Origin of the sequence: Thermomonas hydrothermalis, assembly GCF_900129205.1 — a bacterium.
Taxonomy (GTDB): domain Bacteria; phylum Pseudomonadota; class Gammaproteobacteria; order Xanthomonadales; family Xanthomonadaceae; genus Thermomonas; species Thermomonas hydrothermalis.
The window spans coordinates 1-16,314 of sequence record NZ_FQUK01000044.1; the positions used below are offsets into that span (position 1 = coordinate 1).

At 66.6% G+C, this 16,314-nt stretch carries 15 protein-coding genes and 2 pseudogenes; 9 read left to right on the plus strand and 8 right to left on the minus strand.

Annotated features, from left to right (window positions below):
* From BUA29_RS10310 to BUA29_RS10320, 3 genes are all read left to right on the plus strand, one after another.
* Positions 1-297 (plus strand): transposase (locus tag BUA29_RS10310; RefSeq protein ID WP_143148779.1); only part of this gene is annotated, 297 nt, incomplete at its 5' end.
* An 84-nt stretch (positions 298-381) separates the two neighbouring features.
* Entirely contained in the window at positions 382-849 is a 468-nt protein-coding gene (locus BUA29_RS10315) for a DUF3251 domain-containing protein (protein WP_342741578.1), read from the plus strand.
* Positions 850-913: 64 nt separating this feature from the next.
* Positions 914-1,156 (plus strand): hypothetical protein, encoded by a 243-nt coding sequence (locus BUA29_RS10320; RefSeq protein ID WP_072756476.1) that lies wholly within the window; start codon positions 914-916, stop codon positions 1,154-1,156.
* Positions 1,157-1,176: 20 nt separating this feature from the next.
* On the opposite strand, the gene BUA29_RS10325 is transcribed toward BUA29_RS10320, so the two are convergent.
* Positions 1,177-2,211 carry a 2-hydroxyacid dehydrogenase gene (locus BUA29_RS10325; protein WP_072756477.1) on the minus strand — a complete coding sequence of 345 codons (1,035 nt, stop codon included), beginning with the start codon at positions 2,209-2,211 and terminating at the stop codon, positions 1,177-1,179.
* A 309-nt stretch (positions 2,212-2,520) separates the two neighbouring features.
* Between BUA29_RS10325 and ftsH the strand changes: the two genes are divergently transcribed.
* From ftsH to BUA29_RS10345, 4 genes are all read left to right on the plus strand, one after another.
* Complete coding sequence (ftsH, locus tag BUA29_RS10330; RefSeq protein ID WP_072756488.1) at positions 2,521-4,365, plus strand: ATP-dependent zinc metalloprotease FtsH; 1,845 nt, start codon at positions 2,521-2,523, stop codon at positions 4,363-4,365.
* A 34-nt stretch (positions 4,366-4,399) separates the two neighbouring features.
* On the plus strand, positions 4,400-5,428 hold the full coding sequence (locus tag BUA29_RS10335) for an HPF/RaiA family ribosome-associated protein (protein ID WP_072756478.1): 1,029 nt from the start codon (positions 4,400-4,402) through the stop codon (positions 5,426-5,428).
* Between the two features lie 163 nt (positions 5,429-5,591).
* On the plus strand, positions 5,592-7,292 hold the full coding sequence (locus BUA29_RS10340) for a cation:proton antiporter domain-containing protein (RefSeq protein ID WP_072756479.1): 1,701 nt from the start codon (positions 5,592-5,594) through the stop codon (positions 7,290-7,292).
* A 116-nt stretch (positions 7,293-7,408) separates the two neighbouring features.
* Positions 7,409-8,536 (plus strand): hypothetical protein, encoded by a 1,128-nt coding sequence (locus BUA29_RS10345; RefSeq protein ID WP_143148909.1) that lies wholly within the window; start codon positions 7,409-7,411, stop codon positions 8,534-8,536.
* 11 nt (positions 8,537-8,547) lie between these two features.
* On the opposite strand, the gene rlmH is transcribed toward BUA29_RS10345, so the two are convergent.
* The 7 genes and pseudogenes from rlmH to leuS all read right to left on the minus strand — a co-directional run.
* Positions 8,548-9,018 carry a 23S rRNA (pseudouridine(1915)-N(3))-methyltransferase RlmH gene (gene rlmH, locus BUA29_RS10350; protein ID WP_072756481.1) on the minus strand — a complete coding sequence of 157 codons (471 nt, stop codon included), beginning with the start codon at positions 9,016-9,018 and terminating at the stop codon, positions 8,548-8,550.
* 40 nt (positions 9,019-9,058) lie between these two features.
* Entirely contained in the window at positions 9,059-9,466 is a 408-nt protein-coding gene (gene rsfS, locus BUA29_RS10355; protein ID WP_072756482.1) for a ribosome silencing factor, read from the minus strand.
* A 41-nt stretch (positions 9,467-9,507) separates the two neighbouring features.
* On the minus strand, positions 9,508-10,155 hold the full coding sequence (gene nadD, locus BUA29_RS10360) for a nicotinate-nucleotide adenylyltransferase (protein ID WP_072756483.1): 648 nt from the start codon (positions 10,153-10,155) through the stop codon (positions 9,508-9,510).
* Positions 10,156-10,169: 14 nt separating this feature from the next.
* Positions 10,170-11,210: a DNA polymerase III subunit delta gene (holA, locus tag BUA29_RS10365; protein WP_072756484.1), complete on the minus strand. Its 1,041-nt coding sequence runs from the start codon at positions 11,208-11,210 to the stop codon at positions 10,170-10,172.
* A 14-nt stretch (positions 11,211-11,224) separates the two neighbouring features.
* Positions 11,225-11,734, minus strand: coding sequence for an LPS-assembly lipoprotein LptE (locus BUA29_RS10370; RefSeq protein WP_072756485.1), 510 nt, complete (start codon positions 11,732-11,734; stop codon positions 11,225-11,227).
* A gap of 49 nt (positions 11,735-11,783) precedes the next feature.
* A pseudogene (locus BUA29_RS12545) lies at positions 11,784-12,554 on the minus strand (class I tRNA ligase family protein); the annotation flags it as partial.
* A gap of 95 nt (positions 12,555-12,649) precedes the next feature.
* Positions 12,650-14,588, minus strand: a pseudogene (gene leuS / locus BUA29_RS10375) (leucine--tRNA ligase); the annotation flags it as partial.
* Positions 14,589-14,689: 101 nt separating this feature from the next.
* On the opposite strand from leuS, the gene BUA29_RS10380 reads away from it, so the two are divergent.
* Both BUA29_RS10380 and BUA29_RS10385 read left to right on the plus strand, forming a co-directional pair.
* On the plus strand, positions 14,690-16,021 hold the full coding sequence (locus BUA29_RS10380) for a metal-dependent hydrolase family protein (RefSeq protein WP_072756489.1): 1,332 nt from the start codon (positions 14,690-14,692) through the stop codon (positions 16,019-16,021).
* The gene (locus BUA29_RS10385; RefSeq protein ID WP_072756487.1) at positions 16,018-16,203 is read left to right on the plus strand and encodes a SemiSWEET family sugar transporter; all 186 of its coding nucleotides are present in this window, start codon (positions 16,018-16,020) and stop codon (positions 16,201-16,203) included. The genes BUA29_RS10380 and BUA29_RS10385 overlap by 4 nt, the downstream gene beginning before the upstream one ends.
* Positions 16,204-16,314: the final 111 nt, after the last annotated feature.

Sequence of the window (16,314 nt, forward strand, 5' to 3'; positions counted from 1 at the left end):
CCCACCGCCGAACCGCTGCTCCGAAAGTGGGTCTCTTGGGCACGACGGTGTCGGCTGACGCCCTTCAAGAAGCTCGGTGCCACCATCCGCGACCACCTCACCGGCATCCTGCGGCATTTCGACACCGGCCTGTCCAACGGCCAGGTCGAGGCCTTCAACGCCCAGATCCAGGCCGCCAAGGCCCGCGCCAAGGGCTATCGCACTGACGCCAACCTGATCGCCATCAGCTACCTGCTGTGCGCCAAGCTCAGGCATCTACCCCGTCACCCTTGGCTCCATGCTCCCCATCAGACATGAACCGTTTCCACTGGAATCGCGATTGAGCCTTTTTCTGCTGGTTGCACTTCTACACAGTCTTCTGCCTCATCTGATTCGCAGCTCATTGCGATGAAAGAAGAATTGCGTGCCGTCAAAGACCAATTGAGCAAGCTCCAGGAAAAGCAGCAGCAAGATGACCTAAACAATCTCGTAAAGGATCTTGACGGGATTGCTTACTTGCAGCCCGGCGACAGCGGATACTCCGTCGTCCGCTATGACCTCGGAACCTTGACCATCCAAATTGCAGACATTGCTCCCTATGCGAATGGATCAAAAGTTGCACTGAAGCTAGGGAACCCCCTCTACTCGACGGTAGAAGGCCTCAAAGCCAAAATCGAGTGGGGTCGCGTGGATGAGAACGGCTTCCCAGACAATGAGTCGGTTAAGTCCAAAGAGGTCACTTTGAATGAATCTCTCCGTCCGGGCGCATGGACAACCGTCCCGATTTTTCTCGACGGTATTCCTCCCACGGATCTCGGTTTTGTCAGAATTCGTGACGTTTCGCACACGGGCATCAGGCTCAACAGGTGACGTCTAACAGTTCATCCAAGCCGACGCCGCTTTGCGGCGCAACTTAATTCAGGTGTTAGACCACATGAACCTTTTCCTCTGGATCGCCTTGTACCTAGCGAACACTGCCTTCGTGTGGTGGGTGGTGTGGGGCGGAGCTGCCGAGTGGTTCGAAGGCTGGCGTTCCTTGCTGATCGTGGACTGGCTCTTTGCCCTCCAATGGAATTCGGAGCAGATTGCTCTCTACACGCTTGTCTGCTGGGTTGGGCACACGATCTGGTTTGTGGTGGGCCTGTTCGTTCCAGAAGTAAGAACCTTTTTCTGGTAGCTCGCACCGACGCCCCGCCCCTACGCAATCCGCTCCACCGACACGGGGTGTCGCGGCTGGCCGGTGGCCAGGAACTGATGCAGGTTATCGACCGTTGTCGCCGCAATGGCGGCGAGTGCTTCCCGGGTGAAAAAACCCTGGTGACCGGTGATCAGCACATTGGGAAAAGTGAGCAGGCGGGCAAACACGTCGTCCTGCAGCACCTGTCCGGACAGGTCGCGGAAAAACAGGTGGGCTTCTTCTTCGTACACATCCAGCCCCAGCGCCCCAAGCTGGCCGGATTTGAGCACGCGAATCAACGCCTTGGCATCCACCACCGCGCCGCGGCTGGTATTGAGCAGCATGGCGCCCGGTTTCATCCGCGCCAGTGCCGCTTCGTCGATCAGGTGGCGGGTGGCCGGGGTCAGCGGGCAATGCAGTGACACCACGTCGCTGCGCTCCAGCAACTCATTGAGTTCGACGTACTGCACCCCCATGGCGCGGACTGCCTCACTGGGGGCCGGGTCGGTTGCCAGCAGATGCACCCCAAAGCCGGTCAGAATCCGGCAGAACGTCGCGCCGATGCGGCCAGTGCCCACCACGCCGATGGTCTTGCCGTGCAGATCAAAGCCCAGCAGGCCATCCAGCGCAAAGTTGCCCTCGCGCACCCGGTTGTAGGCGCGGTGGATCTTGCGGTTTAAAGCCAGCAGCAAGGCCAGGGTGTGTTCGGCCACGGCATGCGGCGAGTATTCCGGCACCCGCGCCACCGCCACGCCGGCTTCGGCCGCCGCGACCAGATCGACGTTGTTGAACCCGGCGCAGCGCAGCAGCACCAGGCGCACGCCCATGGCGGCCAGTTGCCGCACGACGACGGCATCGACCTGATCGTTGACGAACACGCACACGGCCAGCGCGCCCTCGGCGGCGCCGACCGTTGTGGCATCCAGCCGCTGGTCGAAAAACACCCAGTCGATTTGCTGGCCGGGATCGGCGTCGGTCAGGCTGGTGCGGTCGTAGCTTCGGGTACTGAACACCGCCACCCGCGGGCGCTGCGTCTGACTGGACGTAGCGGCCATCGCGCTGGCTGGCTGTGTTGGATCTGGCATTTCCCTATCCTCCCGTGGTGATCGACGCCCGCAATCGCGGCATGGTAACGTCGGGCCGGCTTGCTGCGTCTTCGCCCGCCCGATTTTTCGACGTCGATGCTGCCAGCGGGGCTTGCACGCGCCCGTTGAAGTTCTTATGCCCCGCCCCCACGTCTAGGCAGCCCGCTGTCTGGGGGTGTGCTTGTGCACACGCTGACGCTGCCTGACCAGCGGCACATCGAAGTCGGCCGCCTTTTCACCCTACGGGGCCACGCAATCTGACTGCCAGGAGTGTTCTGGATGGAACGGAAAAACCAATGGAATCTGGGCTACTGGTTGTTTGCCCTGCTGTCGCTCGTGATGCTGCAAAGCTACTGGCAGACCGCCACCCAGGTCGAGCCGGTGCCGTATAGCGAATTCGAGAAAGCGCTGGCGCAAGGCCGTGTGGCCGAAGTGCTGGTCTCGGATCGCCTGATCACCGGCAAACTGAAAGCCCCGGACGCACGCGGCAAAACCACGCTGGTGGCCACGCGCGTCGAGCCAGACCTGGCCGAGCGCCTGTCGAAATACAACGTGCCCTACGCCCGGGTGGTGGAAAACACCTGGCTGCGCGACATCCTGTCGTGGGTGCTGCCGGCGCTGGCGTTTTTTGGTGTCTGGTTCTTCCTGTTCCGCCGCTTTGCCGAAAAGCAAGGCGCGGGTGGCTTTTTGAACATCGGCAAAAGCCGCGCCAAGGTGTACGTGGAGAAGAACACCGGGGTGAGTTTTGCCGATGTCGCCGGCGTGGACGAGGCCAAGGCCGAGCTGGTGGAAATCGTCGAGTTCCTGAAGAACCCGCAGGACTACGGGCGGCTGGGCGCGCACATCCCCAAAGGCGTGCTGCTGGTGGGCCCGCCGGGCACCGGCAAGACGCTGCTGGCCAAGGCGGTAGCCGGTGAAGCGGGGGTGCCCTTCTTCTCCATCTCGGGCTCGGAGTTCGTCGAGATGTTCGTGGGTGTCGGCGCGGCGCGCGTGCGCGATCTGTTCGAGCAGGCACGCGCCCACGCCCCGGCCATCATCTTCATCGACGAGCTCGACGCGCTGGGCCGTGCGCGTGGCGTCGGTGGCCCCGTGGGCGGGCACGACGAGCGCGAGCAGACGCTCAACCAGCTACTGACCGAAATGGACGGCTTCGACAGCTCGGTCGGGCTCATCATCCTGGCCGCCACCAACCGGCCGGAGATCCTCGACCCGGCGCTGCTGCGCGCTGGACGCTTCGACCGTCAGGTGCTGGTGGATCGGCCCGACAAAAAAGGCCGGCTGGACATCCTCAAGGTGCACGTGCGCAAGATCAAACTGGCCGCAGATGTCGATCTGGAACAGGTCGCGGCGCTGACCACCGGGTTTTCCGGTGCCGATCTGGCCAACCTGGTCAACGAGGCGGCGCTGGCCGCCACGCGACGCAAGGCGCAGGCGGTTGAACTGCAGGACTTTACCGCCGCCATCGAGCGCATCGTCGCCGGGCTGGAGAAGAAGAGCCGCGTGCTCAACCCGAAGGAGCGCGAGACGGTGGCCTACCACGAGATGGGCCACGCGCTGGTGGCGCTGTCCCTGCCCGGCACCGACCCGGTGCACAAGGTGTCCATCATTCCACGCGGTATCGGCGCCCTGGGTTACACCTTGCAGCGCCCCACCGAGGATCGCTTCCTGATGACGCGTGCCGACCTGGAACACAAGATCGCCGTGCTGCTGGGCGGGCGTGCGGCGGAAAAACTGGTGTTCGGCGAGCTGTCCACCGGCGCCGCCGACGACCTGGCGCGTGCCACCGACATCGCCCGCGACATGATCACGCGCTTCGGTATGGACGAGGATCTGGGCTACATCGCCTTCGAAGCGCAGCGGCCACGCTTTTTGGATGTGCCGGAGCTGGCGGCCGGCGGCTGCCGCGTGGCCGAGTCCACCCAGGCACGCATCGACGCGGCGATCCGCGCCATCGTGATGGGCGCCTTCGAGCACGCCTTCCGCATTCTGCAAACCAACCGCGAGGTGCTGGAGCGCTGCGCACGCGAGCTGCTGGCGCGGGAAACACTGGACGAGCAGGACATCCAGCGGCTGACCGTCGATCTTGCACGGCCATCAGTGTCAACCTCCGGGCCGCAGGCCTGACATGTCTCACGTTTTCCCACACAGGAATTGCACCATGCTCAAGATCACTCTGACCCACGAGGGCAGCGATCACGCTGCCCATCAATCCCTGCATGCCGCCGTCGAGGCCTGGGCACGCGAACACCTCGGACCACTGCTGGCCGGATACCCCGGTGACCTGCATCTGCATGCCACCGTCAAGCATCACAGCAAGGGCGCCGCCAAGTGCACCGCGCACTTGCGCCTGCACCTGCCGCGCAAGGATGTTCTGGTCGCCCACGGTGAGGCCATCGACATCCAAAGCGCGCTTGCCGAGGCCGAAAAACGCCTGTTGCGCGAGGTGAAGAAGCACAAGGAGCGGCTGCATGGCCAGGCAGACTACCGCCGCAAGGCACGCCGGGCCCGGCTGCGCCAACTCAAGGTCGCCCAGGCCGCAGTGCCGGAGCAGGTGCAGACGCAGACCCGCCATGGCATCGAGCCGCTGTTGCCGCAGCTGACGCGGATCGTCCGGCGCGAACTCGCCTATCTGCGCGCCAGCGGCGAGCTGCCCTCGCAAGACCCCAGCGTGCAGGACGTGGTCGATGAAGCCGTACTGTCCGTACTGGCGCAAGGGCAAGCGGATCGCCCGGCAGAGACGCTGCTGCGCGAGCTGCTGCGCGAGGCCTTCCGGGTGCTGGATGCCGAGGTCGAGGCGCGCCGCAGGCACGGCGAAATCGTGTCGCTGCAATCCAGCCCCGAACAAGACGCTATCGATCAGGCCGAGGCCATGGTGCAGGAAGAGCTCTACGAGTTCTACCAGCCGGACGAGGCGTTGCAACTCAGCGACGTCGTTGCCGACGACACCCTGCCGGCCATCGAGACCGACGCAACGTGCACGGACGACACCAGCGCCCGCGACTATGGGCTGGGGCGGCTGGTCGGCTTGCCCATCGTCTGGCGCCGGGTCTGGATGCTGGCCGAACTGGAGCGGCTGGCAATGGCGGACATCGCTGCCGTGCTGGATCTGGAACTGGCACACGCCGAACGCCTGCTGGCGCATGCGCGCGCGTTTTTCGACGCGCATCTGCGCCAGGCGGGCTTCTAATCTGCCAATCTCAACGCGTGCCACCGCATGACCTGCGCGTGGCACGCGTCGCATTGATGGCGCACACTCCGGCCCGTACGGGCCGGTTTCGCGTTATTCGCCAGCAATATCCGACTTTTTTCTCTCAGCCCGGTGGCATGCCGGGTTCCATCAACCCTGAGCCATGAACGCCGATCTGCTGACGCCAACCCTGATCCTGGTCGCTGCATGCAGCCTCGCCGCCCTGCTGACCGCCCGGCTGCATATCCCCTCATTGCTGGGCTATCTGGGCGTGGGCGTGCTGCTGGGCCCGGCCCTGCTGGCCTGGATCGTCCCGGGCCCGGCACTGACGTTTCTCTCGGAGCTGGGCGTGGCGCTGCTGCTGTTCATGGTGGGCCTGGAGTTTTCCCTCAGCCATTTCTGGCTGACCCGCAGAACCGTACTACTGGCCGGATCGCTGCAGATGCTGCTGGTGGCCACCCCGGTCGGGCTGGCCCTGTGGTGGCTGGGGCTGCCGCCGGCAGGCGCCGCTCTGCTCGGCGCAGCAGCGGCCATGTCCTCGACCGCACTGGTCGCCCGGCAACTGTCCGAACAGGGTGAACTGACCACCCGCCACGGCCGCACGGCCATCGCCGTGCTGGTGTTCCAGGATCTGGCCAGCGTGCCACTGCTGGCATTGATCGCGATCTGGGCACGCGGCGAAACGGTCAGCCCATTACGCATCCTTGGCGAAGTCGCCGGCGTGCTGGCCCTGTTCGTCGTGGCGGCCGTGGTGGCCCGTCGCGTCCTGCATGAACTGCTGGCCTGGGTCGCGCGGCAGGGGTCGGAAGAAAGCTTCGTGCTGGTCTCGCTGAGCGTGGTCATTGCCGCCGCCGCTGCCGCCCATGGAGTCGGTGTTTCTGCCGCCCTCGGTGCGTTCCTTGCCGGCATGGTGTTAGGCGAGAGCGACTCCCGCCACCACATGGAACGGCACCTCAAACCGTTCCGCGACGTGCTCTCGGGCCTGTTTTTCGTGACCCTCGGCCTGCAGCTGGACCCCACCCGGATCGTGGCCTCGCCGCTTCTTGTTCTGGCCGGCCTGGCCACGCTGATCCCGCTGAAAATGGGGCTGAACTATCTGGCCCTGCGCATGGCCCGGCTGTCCTCGGTCGATGCCTGGCGCACCGCAATCGCACTCGGCCACGGCGGCGAGTTCGCCCTGCTATTGCTGGGCATGGCACTGCAACACCAGCTGATCCCCGCCGCCATCGCCCAGCCGGCCCTGGTGGCCTTGGTGTTGAGCATGGCCGTCGCACCGTTGCTGATCCGCCAGCATGAACGCTGGGCCGGTCTGCTGACCCACACCACACTGCTGACGCAGCCGCCGCAGGCCGAGGAAAGCGACATCGCAGTGCACGCCTGCCAGTTGCAGGATCACATCATCGTCTGCGGCGCCGGCCGGCTGGGGCTGGCGGTCAGCCACGCCTTGCGCGAACGCGGGGTGCCGCATCTGCTGCTGGAAGCCAACGACGCGCAGGCGCAGGACGCCCGCGCATCCGGTGCGCCGGTGTGCTATGGCGATGCCAGCCGTTCCGCCAGTCTGCTGGCCGCAGGGCTTGAGCGGGCACGCCTGCTGATCGTGACCTACCGTCAGCCGATCCCGGCACAGCACACCGTGGCAACCGTGCGCCAACATCGCCCCGATCTCCCCATCATCGCCGTCTGCGCCAATGAACACGACGCCGAGCAGCTGCGTCGTCAGCCCGGCGTCTGCGTGTACCTCGAAGCCGCAGCGATCGGCGTGGCATTGGCGGAGGCGGCATTGGCATGGGCTGCCAACGGAACCACTGGCTCCCTTCGTGCCGCATCGTGTCCCCGCGCGGATGCCGAAACGACTCTGTCTTGACCGCCTATCAACGTCTCAATGCCAGACTTAGAACGGCGCTGACCGGTCAGGCACATTGACCAGCCCGCCGACACCGGCAACACTGTCTGCCGACCCTGTGGCAAGGATTCCCCGCCATGGCATGGACCTTAGGCATTACCGGCATGGATCGCCAGCTCGAAGCAGACGTCATCGCGGCGTTCAAGGTCGCCAACAGCGAGTTGGGCGGACGCTGGACGCTGGTGGAGAGCGAGCAGGCGGATTTCGTCATCGTGGACATGGACAGTCTGTATGGCCCGATCAGTTGGCTGCGCCTGCATGGGCTGGGACGCAAGGTGATCGGGCTGACCTCGGTCGATCGACCGCAAACCGATTACCGTCTGCCGCACCCTGTCACCGCCAGCGACCTGGCTGTGCTGCTCAGTGAAATCGAGATTGATGCCGCCCTGAAGGCGGCCGCGGAGCCGCCCCACACGCCCGCGCCCACGGCCGCCGCAGATGACATCCAGGGTGCCGCTGACAGTGCACCGGAAGCCGCCACCCAGACCAGCGACGCCACCATCGACACAGCGGCGGATGACGCCAGCCCAGCCGAGTCGCTGGCCACCCCTGACAGCGCCCCAGAACCCCAAGCCCCACTCCCGGCGCCGACAGTTCCTGAGTTTCCGGTTCTGCCTGTGCCCGCCATCCCTGCACACACCCCGCCTGCGCCCACGCAGGCATCGGCGCGGCCACTGGCCGAATGGCTCGCCGTCGGGCTTCCCGCCGGGCGGGTGCGGCTCACCCATCCGGAGGCCCCGCCGCTGCTGCTGGATGTGCGCCAGGGCCTCTGGCATGGCAGCAGTCGGCTCAAGCCGCTGGTTCCGCATTTCACCCGTCCGTTGCAGGCGGCCGATTTCGAACCCATGGAGGCGACGGACTGGGATGCGCAAAGCGCCCGCCTGGGCCCGCCGCAACCGCTGCAGCGCCTGCGCTGGTTGGGCGGCCTGCTCTCCGGCACGCCCGTCACAGGCGTCTATCTGCTACAGAAATGGCCGCAGATCGAGCGCGAATACCCCCGCCACTTCCGGATCGCCACGGCGATGAGCAAGGGGCCCGCCGATGTTGACGCCATCGCACAATCCGCCGGCGTGTCGCACGAAGACGTCAGCGAGTTCATCAACGCTCACCTGGCCAGTGGGCATGTGGTGCCAGCGCCTGCAACACCGACGCCGCCTTCTGAAACCGGTCGAACGGGCGGGCTGCTGGGCCGATTGCGCGGCTGATCCGCGCAGCTTCAGGCCCGGTGGTAGGGGTGATGGGCCAGCAGCGCGCAGGCGCGGTAGAGCTGTTCGGCAAGCACGAGCCGCACCAGCATGTGCGGCAGGGTCAGCGGCCCCAACGACCACTGCTCATCGGCGCGGGCGAGAACCTCAGGGGCATGCCCTTCCGGCCCGCCGATCAAAAACACCAGGTCACGCCCCTGCCCGCGCCAGTGTTCCAGCCGCTGCGCCAGCTGTTCGGAGCTGTACATCCGGCCACGCCCCTCCAGTGCCACCACATGGGCCTGCCGTGGCAACGCCGCCAGCACGCGCGCACCTTCTTCGTCAATGGCCCGGGCGGTGTCACGCCCCTTGCCGCGCAGTCCCGGTGCGATCTCCACCAGTTCCAGCGGCAACCAGTGCGACAGCCGTTTGCGATAGTCGGCAAAGCCCGCCGTCACCCAATCCGGGGCGCGGTCACCAACGGCGATCAGGCGGGCTTTCATGGCTGGCGTCGCGGGGCAGGCGCAGGCGCCTGCATATGCTTTAGTCCCCGCCCGGCCCCACGTCTGCCGGTGGCTGATCCCCCACCGACCACAGGCGCTCTAAGGCATAGAACTCGCGGATGCGGGGCAGCATGACGTGCACCACCACATCCCCCAGATCCACCAGCACCCATTCCGCCTCACGCTCACCCTCGACGCCAAGGGGCGTGACATCAAGCCGCTTGGCGAACTTGATCACTTCGTCGGCCACCGCCTTGACGTGGCGGGTCGAGGTGCCGGAGGCCACGACCATGAAATCGCAGACGCTGCTTTTGCCGCGCACGTCCAGCTCGACAACATCGTTGGCCTTGAGTTCGCCCAGGCCGTCGTGCACGGCTTTGAGCAAGGCATCGACCGAGGGTGGCGGGGCAGGCAGACGGGTTTTGATGACGTGGGCGGTGGTGACCAAGGGCGTGACTTCCGTAGAAACCTGATGAGTATAGCGGCGGCTCAGCGATACAACTTGAGTGCCTCGATGCGGTCTGCAACCGCCTCCGGCACCCAGTCCCGCCAGGGCTCACCGGCGGCGATGCGACGGCGCAGCTCGGTGGAGGATTCCGGCCGCAGCGTCGGCAGCGTCAACAGGCAGAAACCACCCGCCGGGCTGTCCTGAAGCGCATCCGGCGGCAGCCAGCGTTGGCTGATTTCGGCCAGCACCGCCGGGGCCTGCTGCCGCAACCGGGCCGCATCCAGCGTGGCATCCGGGCGCTGCACCACCACCACATGGGCCAGTGCAAACAGCGATTGCCAGCGGTGCCAGGTGTGTAGCTGCAACAGCGCGTCGCTGCCGACCAGCCAGGCCAGCGGCGCCTGCGCGCCAAGGTCGGCGCGCAGGGCCGTCAGGGTGTCCACCGTGTAGGACGGGCCTGACCGCTGCAGTTCGCAGCGCTCCACATGCAAACTCGGCTCGCCGGCCACCGCCAGCGCCAGCAGCTCGGCACGCACCGCGGCCGGCGCGTGGGTCTTGGCCTTGTGGGGCGGATCCGCCGCCGGCACCAACCAGACCTCGGCCTGCAACCCATCGCGGGCGGCGCGCGCGACGGCCAGATGACCGTTGTGGACAGGATCGAAACTGCCGCCGTAATACACCCGCAACATGCTGCCCACCGCGGTCAGGACGCCAGCAGGCGCACGGCCTGCGAAGCCGCGACCGCCAGCAGCAGGCGCTCCAGCTGCAGCCAGGCATCCGCCGACTCCTGCCCGGGCAGATGGCGCCCTTTGGAAATCCGGTCCACCCGGCCCGCCTCGGCCAGCAGCCATTGCCAGCGTGCCGGTGAGTGCCGTGCCAGCGCGCGTTTGTAGGCGGCCTGCCGGGATTCCCAGATGCCCAGCGCCTTGCAGGCGGCCGCAAAGTTGTGCGCCTGCGACAACCTGGCCAGCAGCCCCAGCTCGCGACAGACCATGCCCATCAGGGCCTGGATCGGCTCGCCTTCGGCGCGCAGCCCGGCCAGCACCCGCGCCACCTGCGCCGGCTGCCCGGCAAGCGCAGCCTCCATCAGACGAAACACATCAAAGCGCGCCGAATCGGCCACCAAGGCGTCCATGCGCTCCACGTCCAGCACCTCGTCGCGGCCCTGGGCCAGCAACACCAGCTTGTCCACTTCCTGGGCCGCCGCCAGCAGATTGCCTTCCACCCGCTGCGCCAGCCGCGCCACCGCGTCCGGAGTGGCCTTGATCCCGGCCCGGCGTAGCCGGGCACCCAACCAGCCGCCCAGCTCGTGCGGCTTGATCGGCCAGCCGATGGCCACGTGCCCCACCTTGGCGATGGCCTGGCTCCATTTGCCGGCATGGGCTTTGCTCCACTCCCCGGCGATCACCAGCAGCACCACATCCGCAGGCGGTGCAGCGCAAAAATCGACGATCAGCTTGGCGCCCTCGGTGCCAGGCTTGCCGGTGGGCAGGCGGATCTCCACCAGCCGCCGGCTGGCAAACAGGCTGGGCGCCTGCAGCGAGGCGTACAGGGCATTCCAGTCGGCCTCGCGGCCCTCCATGTCGTGCACTTCACGCTCAGCAATCCCCTGCGCACGCGCCGCAGCACGCACCGCATCTGCGGCCTCCAGCACCAGCAGCGGCTCACTGCTGGCCACCAGATAGGCCGGACGCAGCGGCTCGCTGTCAAGCTGGGCGGACAGGCGGTCGAGGCTCAGTTCCATGGCGCCGGCGGCGCTCAGGGGCCGGGACGTGGCGCCGATGCGGCGTCCACCCGGCGCAGGATGGAGGCGGCCATGTCACGCTGCAGCTCGCGCATCAGCAACTCGCGCTCACTGGCCTTGCCGAGCAGGTCGGTGGCCGGCGCCAGATAGTCACGCGACAGCTCGACCGCCTGCTGCGGCACCGCGATGCTGCCATCGGCGCGTTGCAGGCTGAACACCACGGCATAGCGCAGCATGTATTCCTGGGCGCGGCCAGACTGATCGTTGCTGATCGGCGTGTCCGCCCAGTGCTCGGAAATCACCTGCAAGGTGGCCACATCGGTGCTGGCATTGGGGTCGGCCGGGGTGGCGCCGGCACGACGCAGCCCATCCGCCAGCAAATCGCCCAGCGGGCTGTAGCGGTCGGCCGTGATCACCCGCACTGGCCCCAGATTGGCCGGCAGGTTGAGCGCGTTGCGCAGATGGAAGCCGCAGCCGGACAGCAGCAGGGCACACAGGACGAAGACGGCACGGCGCAGGGTCATGCCGGCAAGTCTAGCGCGCCCCTGTCCGGATGCGGGGGACGGTCGCGGCTTACAGCACCACATTGACGATCTTGCCCGGCACCACGATCACCTTCTTCGGGGCCTGTCCATTGAGTTGATTGGCCACCTGCGGCAATGCCAGGGCGGCCGCCTCGATCGCCTCGCGGGGTGCCTCCGGGGCCACCTCGACAGTGCCACGCAGCTTGCCGTTGACCTGCACCGCCAGGGTGACGGTATCGCGCACCAGCGCCGCCGGATCCGGCTGCGGGAAGGGGATGTCCTCCAGCAGGGTTTCCGGATGCCCGAGCACCTGCCACAGCGCGTGGCAAATGTGCGGGGTGATCGGGTTGAGCAGCAGCACGATGGCCTCGAAGGCCTCGTGCCGCACAGCGCGCCCCTGATCGCTCATGTCATCGAACTTGGCGACGTGGTTGAGCAGCTCCATCAGCGCGGCGATGGCGGTATTGAAACTATGCCGACGGCCATAGTCGTCACCGACCTTGGCGATGGTCTCGTGCACCTGCCGGCGCAGGGTCTTCTGGCGCGCATCAAGCGCGGCCGGATCGACCTGGGGATGATCGGGCTGGGCGGCATGGGCATGCACCTCGCGCCAGAGCCGGCGCAGGAACCGCGACATACCTTCCACTCCGGCATCGCTCCATTCCAGCGACTGTTCCGGCGGTGCGGCAAACATCGAGAACAGCCGCACCGTATCCGCCCCGTATTTGTCCACCAGCATCTGCGGATCGACGCCGTTGTTCTTGGACTTCGACATTTTTTCGGTGCCGCCACGCAGGACCGGCTGGCCATCTGACTTCAGCACTGGCGTCAGCACCGGCGGCGGCAGCGGCATCGGGTCGAGCGTACCGTCGAGGGTGGGCATGGGCACCGGCTCCGGCTGCCACATCCGCCACTCCACATCGGCCGGATTGAACCACTCGCGGCTGCCATCCTCGCGTTCGCGGTAGAAGGTGTCGGCGACCACCATGCCCTGGGTCAACAGGTGCGTGGCCGGCTCATCGCAGTGCACCAGGCCTGCGTCGCGCAGCAGCTTGTGGTAGAAGCGGAAATACATCAGGTGCAGGATCGCGTGCTCGATCCCGCCGATGTACTGATCCACCGGCAGCCAGTAGTTGGCGCGTTCGTCCACCATGTCGGCGGCGCCCGGCGAGGTGTAGCGGGCGTAGTACCAGCTCGACTCCATGAAGGTGTCGAAGGTGTCGGTTTCGCGCTCGGCAGGCCCGCCACACTGCGGGCAGGTGGTCTTGCGCCATTCCGGGTTGGTTTTCAGCGGCGAATGCACGTTGCCGCTGGCAAAAGCATCGGCCACATCCTCCGGCAGCACCACCGGCAGCTGGTCTTCCGGAACCGGCACCACCCCGCAATCGGGGCAGTAGATCACCGGAATCGGACAGCCCCAGTAACGCTGCCGGCTCACGCCCCAGTCGCGCAGGCGGAAGTTGACCCGTCGGCGGCCAATGCCGCGCCGCTCCACCTCGGCAGCAATGGCATCGAAGGCCGCCTGGAACTCCAGCCCATCGAACGGGCCGGAGTTGATCAGCCAGCCGCGCTCGGTGTGGGCGCCGTCCTCGTCGATGCGGCGCAGATACTCGCGCACCACCGCCACCGCGGCATCGATCTCCACCACATCGATCGCGCCATGCTGGCCCAGCGCCACCGCCATCGGGTCGTCGTGGTCCTGCACATGGTGGGTGATCTCGCGCAGGGCATCGCGGGTGGCGGCATCCACCACCACCGGCTTCACCGGCAACCCGTAGGCCTTGGCGAACTCCCAGTCGCGCTGGTCGTGCGCCGGTACCGCCATCACGGCGCCCGTGCCGTAGCTCATCAGCACGAAGTTGGCGACATAGATCGGCAGGTCTTCGCCGGTGAGCGGATGGCGCGCCCACAGCCCGGTGGCCATGCCGCGTTTTTCCTGCGTCTCCAGCTCCGCCTCGGACACTCCGCCCTTCTTCAGCTCCTCCAGAAATGCCGCCAGCGCTGGGTTGCCCTGTGCCGCCTTCTGCGCCAGCGGGTGCTCGCCGGCGATGCTGAGGAAGGTCACGCCCATCAAGGTATCGGGGCGGGTGGTGAACACGGTCAGCGGCTCCGGCTCGCCATCGACCGCAAACTGGATCTCCAGCCCCTCGCTGCGGCCGATCCAGTTGCGCTGCATGGTCTTGACCGACTCCGGCCAGCCGGGCAGTCGATCCAGCTCGTCCAGCAGCTCCTGGGCGTAATCGGTGATGCGCAGGAACCACTGCGGGATCTCGCGCTTTTCCACCAGGGCGCCGGTGCGCCAGCCGCGACCATCGATGACCTGCTCGTTGGCCAGCACGGTCTGATCCACCGGGTCCCAGTTCACCACGCTGTTCTTGCGATAGGCCAGCCCCTTCTTGAGCAGGCGCACGAACATGCGCTGCTCGTGGACGTAGTAGTCCGGCTTGCAGGTGGCGAACTCGCGGCTCCAGTCGATGGCATAGCCCAGCGCCTTGAGCTGGCTGCGCATGTGGTCGATGTTGGCGTAGGTCCATTTGGCCGGCGCGGTCTTGTTCTTGATCGCGGCGTTTTCGGCAGGCAGGCCGAACGCATCCCAGCCCATCGGCTGCAACACGTTGTAGCCGGTCATCCGCTTGTAGCGGCTGATCACATCGCCAATGGTGTAGTTGCGCACATGCCCCACATGCAGCGCGCCCGATGGGTACGGCAGCATCGACAGGCAGTAGAACTTGGGCTTGGCGGGGTCTTCGACGACCTCGAATGCGCGGGTGCGGTCCCAGAACGCCTGGGCGGCGGATTCGACGGCGCGGGGATCGTAAGCAGCGGTTTCGGTAGACACGGGACTGACAGGCATGGACGCCAAATGCAACGGGGCCGACAGCCTACCGCAGCGCAGCACGGGCTGCCATGCCGCTATGATGCAGACCACTCTGCCACCCGATGGAACCTGCCGCCATGTCGCGATCCGCCTTTGCCGTACTGCTGACCCTGGCCTGCCTGCCGGCCCTGGCCGCCAACCCCGACAGCGGGGACGCGACTGCCGTGACCGTGCTGCACTGCGGCCGCCTGTTCGATGCCGACACCGGGCGCATGCTGGGCGAGAGCAGCATCGTGGTGCGCGGGGCGCGCATCGTTTCGGTGCAGCCCGGCGCCATCGCCCTGCCCGCCGGCGCCAACGCCATCGAGCTGGGGCAGGCCACCTGCCTGCCAGGGCTGATCGACAGCCACGTCCACCTGACCTCGCAATCCAGCCCGACCAGCTATTCCGACCAGTTCCGCTGGAACGTGGCCGACTACGCAATCCGGTCCACCGTCTACGCCCAGCGCACCCTGCAGGCGGGCTTCACCACGGTGCGCAACCTCGGCGACGGCAACGGCGAATCGATTGCCCTGCGCAACGCCATCGAAGCCGGGGTGATCCCGGGTCCGCGCATCTTCACCGCCGGCCCTGCGATCGGCTCCACCGGCGGCCATGCCGACGGCACCGACGGCTACCGCAAGGATCTGGCCGGCGACCCCGGCCCCAAGGACGGCATCATCAACGGCGTGGACGATGCCTGGAAAGCCGTGCGCCAGCACTACAAGGACGGCGCCGACCTGATCAAGATCATGCCCTCCGGCGGCGTGCTGGACGAAAGCGCCAGCGCCGACAACCCGCAGCTGACCCTCGACGAGATCAAGGCCGTGGTCGCCGCAGCGCACGATTACGGCTTCACCGTGGCTGCCCACGCGCATGGTGCCGAGGGCATCCGCCGGGCGGTGGAAGGTGGCGTCGATTCGATCGAGCACGGCACCTTCATGGACGACGCCGACATGCGGCTGATGAAGCAGCGCGGCACCTGGTATGTGCCCACCATCATTGCCGGCAAGTACGTCGGCGAAAAAGCAAAGGTGCCTGGCTATTACCCGCCGCAGGTCGCCGCCAAAGCCCAGCAGGTCGGCCCGATCATCCAGGCCACCGCCGGCCGCGCCTACAAGGCCGGTGTCAGGATCGCCTTCGGCACCGATGCCGGGGTGTATCCGCACGGCGAGAACGCCCGCGAGTTCCGCTACATGGTCGATGCCGGCATCCCGGCGGCCTATGCGCTGCAGGCGGCGACCGTGCACGCCGCCGCGCTGCTGAAGAAATCCGCTGATCTCGGCAGCATCGCGGCGGGCAAATATGCCGACATCATCGCGGTCGATGGCGACCCACTGGCCGATATCGACGTGATGCAAAAGGTTGCTTTCGTGATGAAGGCCGGCACCGTGTATCGCCGCGACGGCCGTGCGGTGGTCAGCCCATGAGTCTGGAATGGCTGGGCGCGCTGGCGGCCACCTGCACCACGCTGGCGTTTGTACCGCAGGCGGTCAAGACCATCCGCAGCCGCGACACCCAGGCTCCATCGCGTCTGGTGTGGAACGGGCCGCCGGATGATGTCAGCCTTGGCGGATGCAAGAACAACTCTTCACCCAGGCTTTGGGGCTGACGCCGCCGTGGGCGGTAGACAGCGTGTCGTTTCGTCCGGATGAGGGGGCGATCCACTTCGAGGTGTCGTGCGATACGGCCCGGCTGGCCTGTCCGGTCTGCGGGGCGGCGG

Excerpts from the sequence above, each read along its gene's own strand:
- BUA29_RS10335 (WP_072756478.1), top strand. The coding sequence starts at position 4,400 with ATGCTCAAGATCACTCTGACCCACGAGGGCAGCGATCACGCTGCCCAT.
- BUA29_RS10385 (WP_072756487.1), top strand. The coding sequence starts at position 16,018 with ATGAGTCTGGAATGGCTGGGCGCGCTGGCGGCCACCTGCACCACGCTG.
- holA (WP_072756484.1), bottom strand. The coding sequence starts at position 11,210 with ATGGAACTGAGCCTCGACCGCCTGTCCGCCCAGCTTGACAGCGAGCCG.
- rlmH (WP_072756481.1), bottom strand. The coding sequence starts at position 9,018 with ATGAAAGCCCGCCTGATCGCCGTTGGTGACCGCGCCCCGGATTGGGTG.
- BUA29_RS10340 (WP_072756479.1), top strand. The coding sequence starts at position 5,592 with ATGAACGCCGATCTGCTGACGCCAACCCTGATCCTGGTCGCTGCATGC.
- BUA29_RS10325 (WP_072756477.1), bottom strand. The coding sequence starts at position 2,211 with ATGGCCGCTACGTCCAGTCAGACGCAGCGCCCGCGGGTGGCGGTGTTC.
- nadD (WP_072756483.1), bottom strand. The coding sequence starts at position 10,155 with ATGTTGCGGGTGTATTACGGCGGCAGTTTCGATCCTGTCCACAACGGT.
- BUA29_RS10380 (WP_072756489.1), top strand. The coding sequence starts at position 14,690 with ATGTCGCGATCCGCCTTTGCCGTACTGCTGACCCTGGCCTGCCTGCCG.
- ftsH (WP_072756488.1), top strand. The coding sequence starts at position 2,521 with ATGGAACGGAAAAACCAATGGAATCTGGGCTACTGGTTGTTTGCCCTG.
- BUA29_RS10345 (WP_143148909.1), top strand. The coding sequence starts at position 7,409 with ATGGCATGGACCTTAGGCATTACCGGCATGGATCGCCAGCTCGAAGCA.
- BUA29_RS10320 (WP_072756476.1), top strand. The coding sequence starts at position 914 with ATGAACCTTTTCCTCTGGATCGCCTTGTACCTAGCGAACACTGCCTTC.
- BUA29_RS10370 (WP_072756485.1), bottom strand. The coding sequence starts at position 11,734 with ATGACCCTGCGCCGTGCCGTCTTCGTCCTGTGTGCCCTGCTGCTGTCC.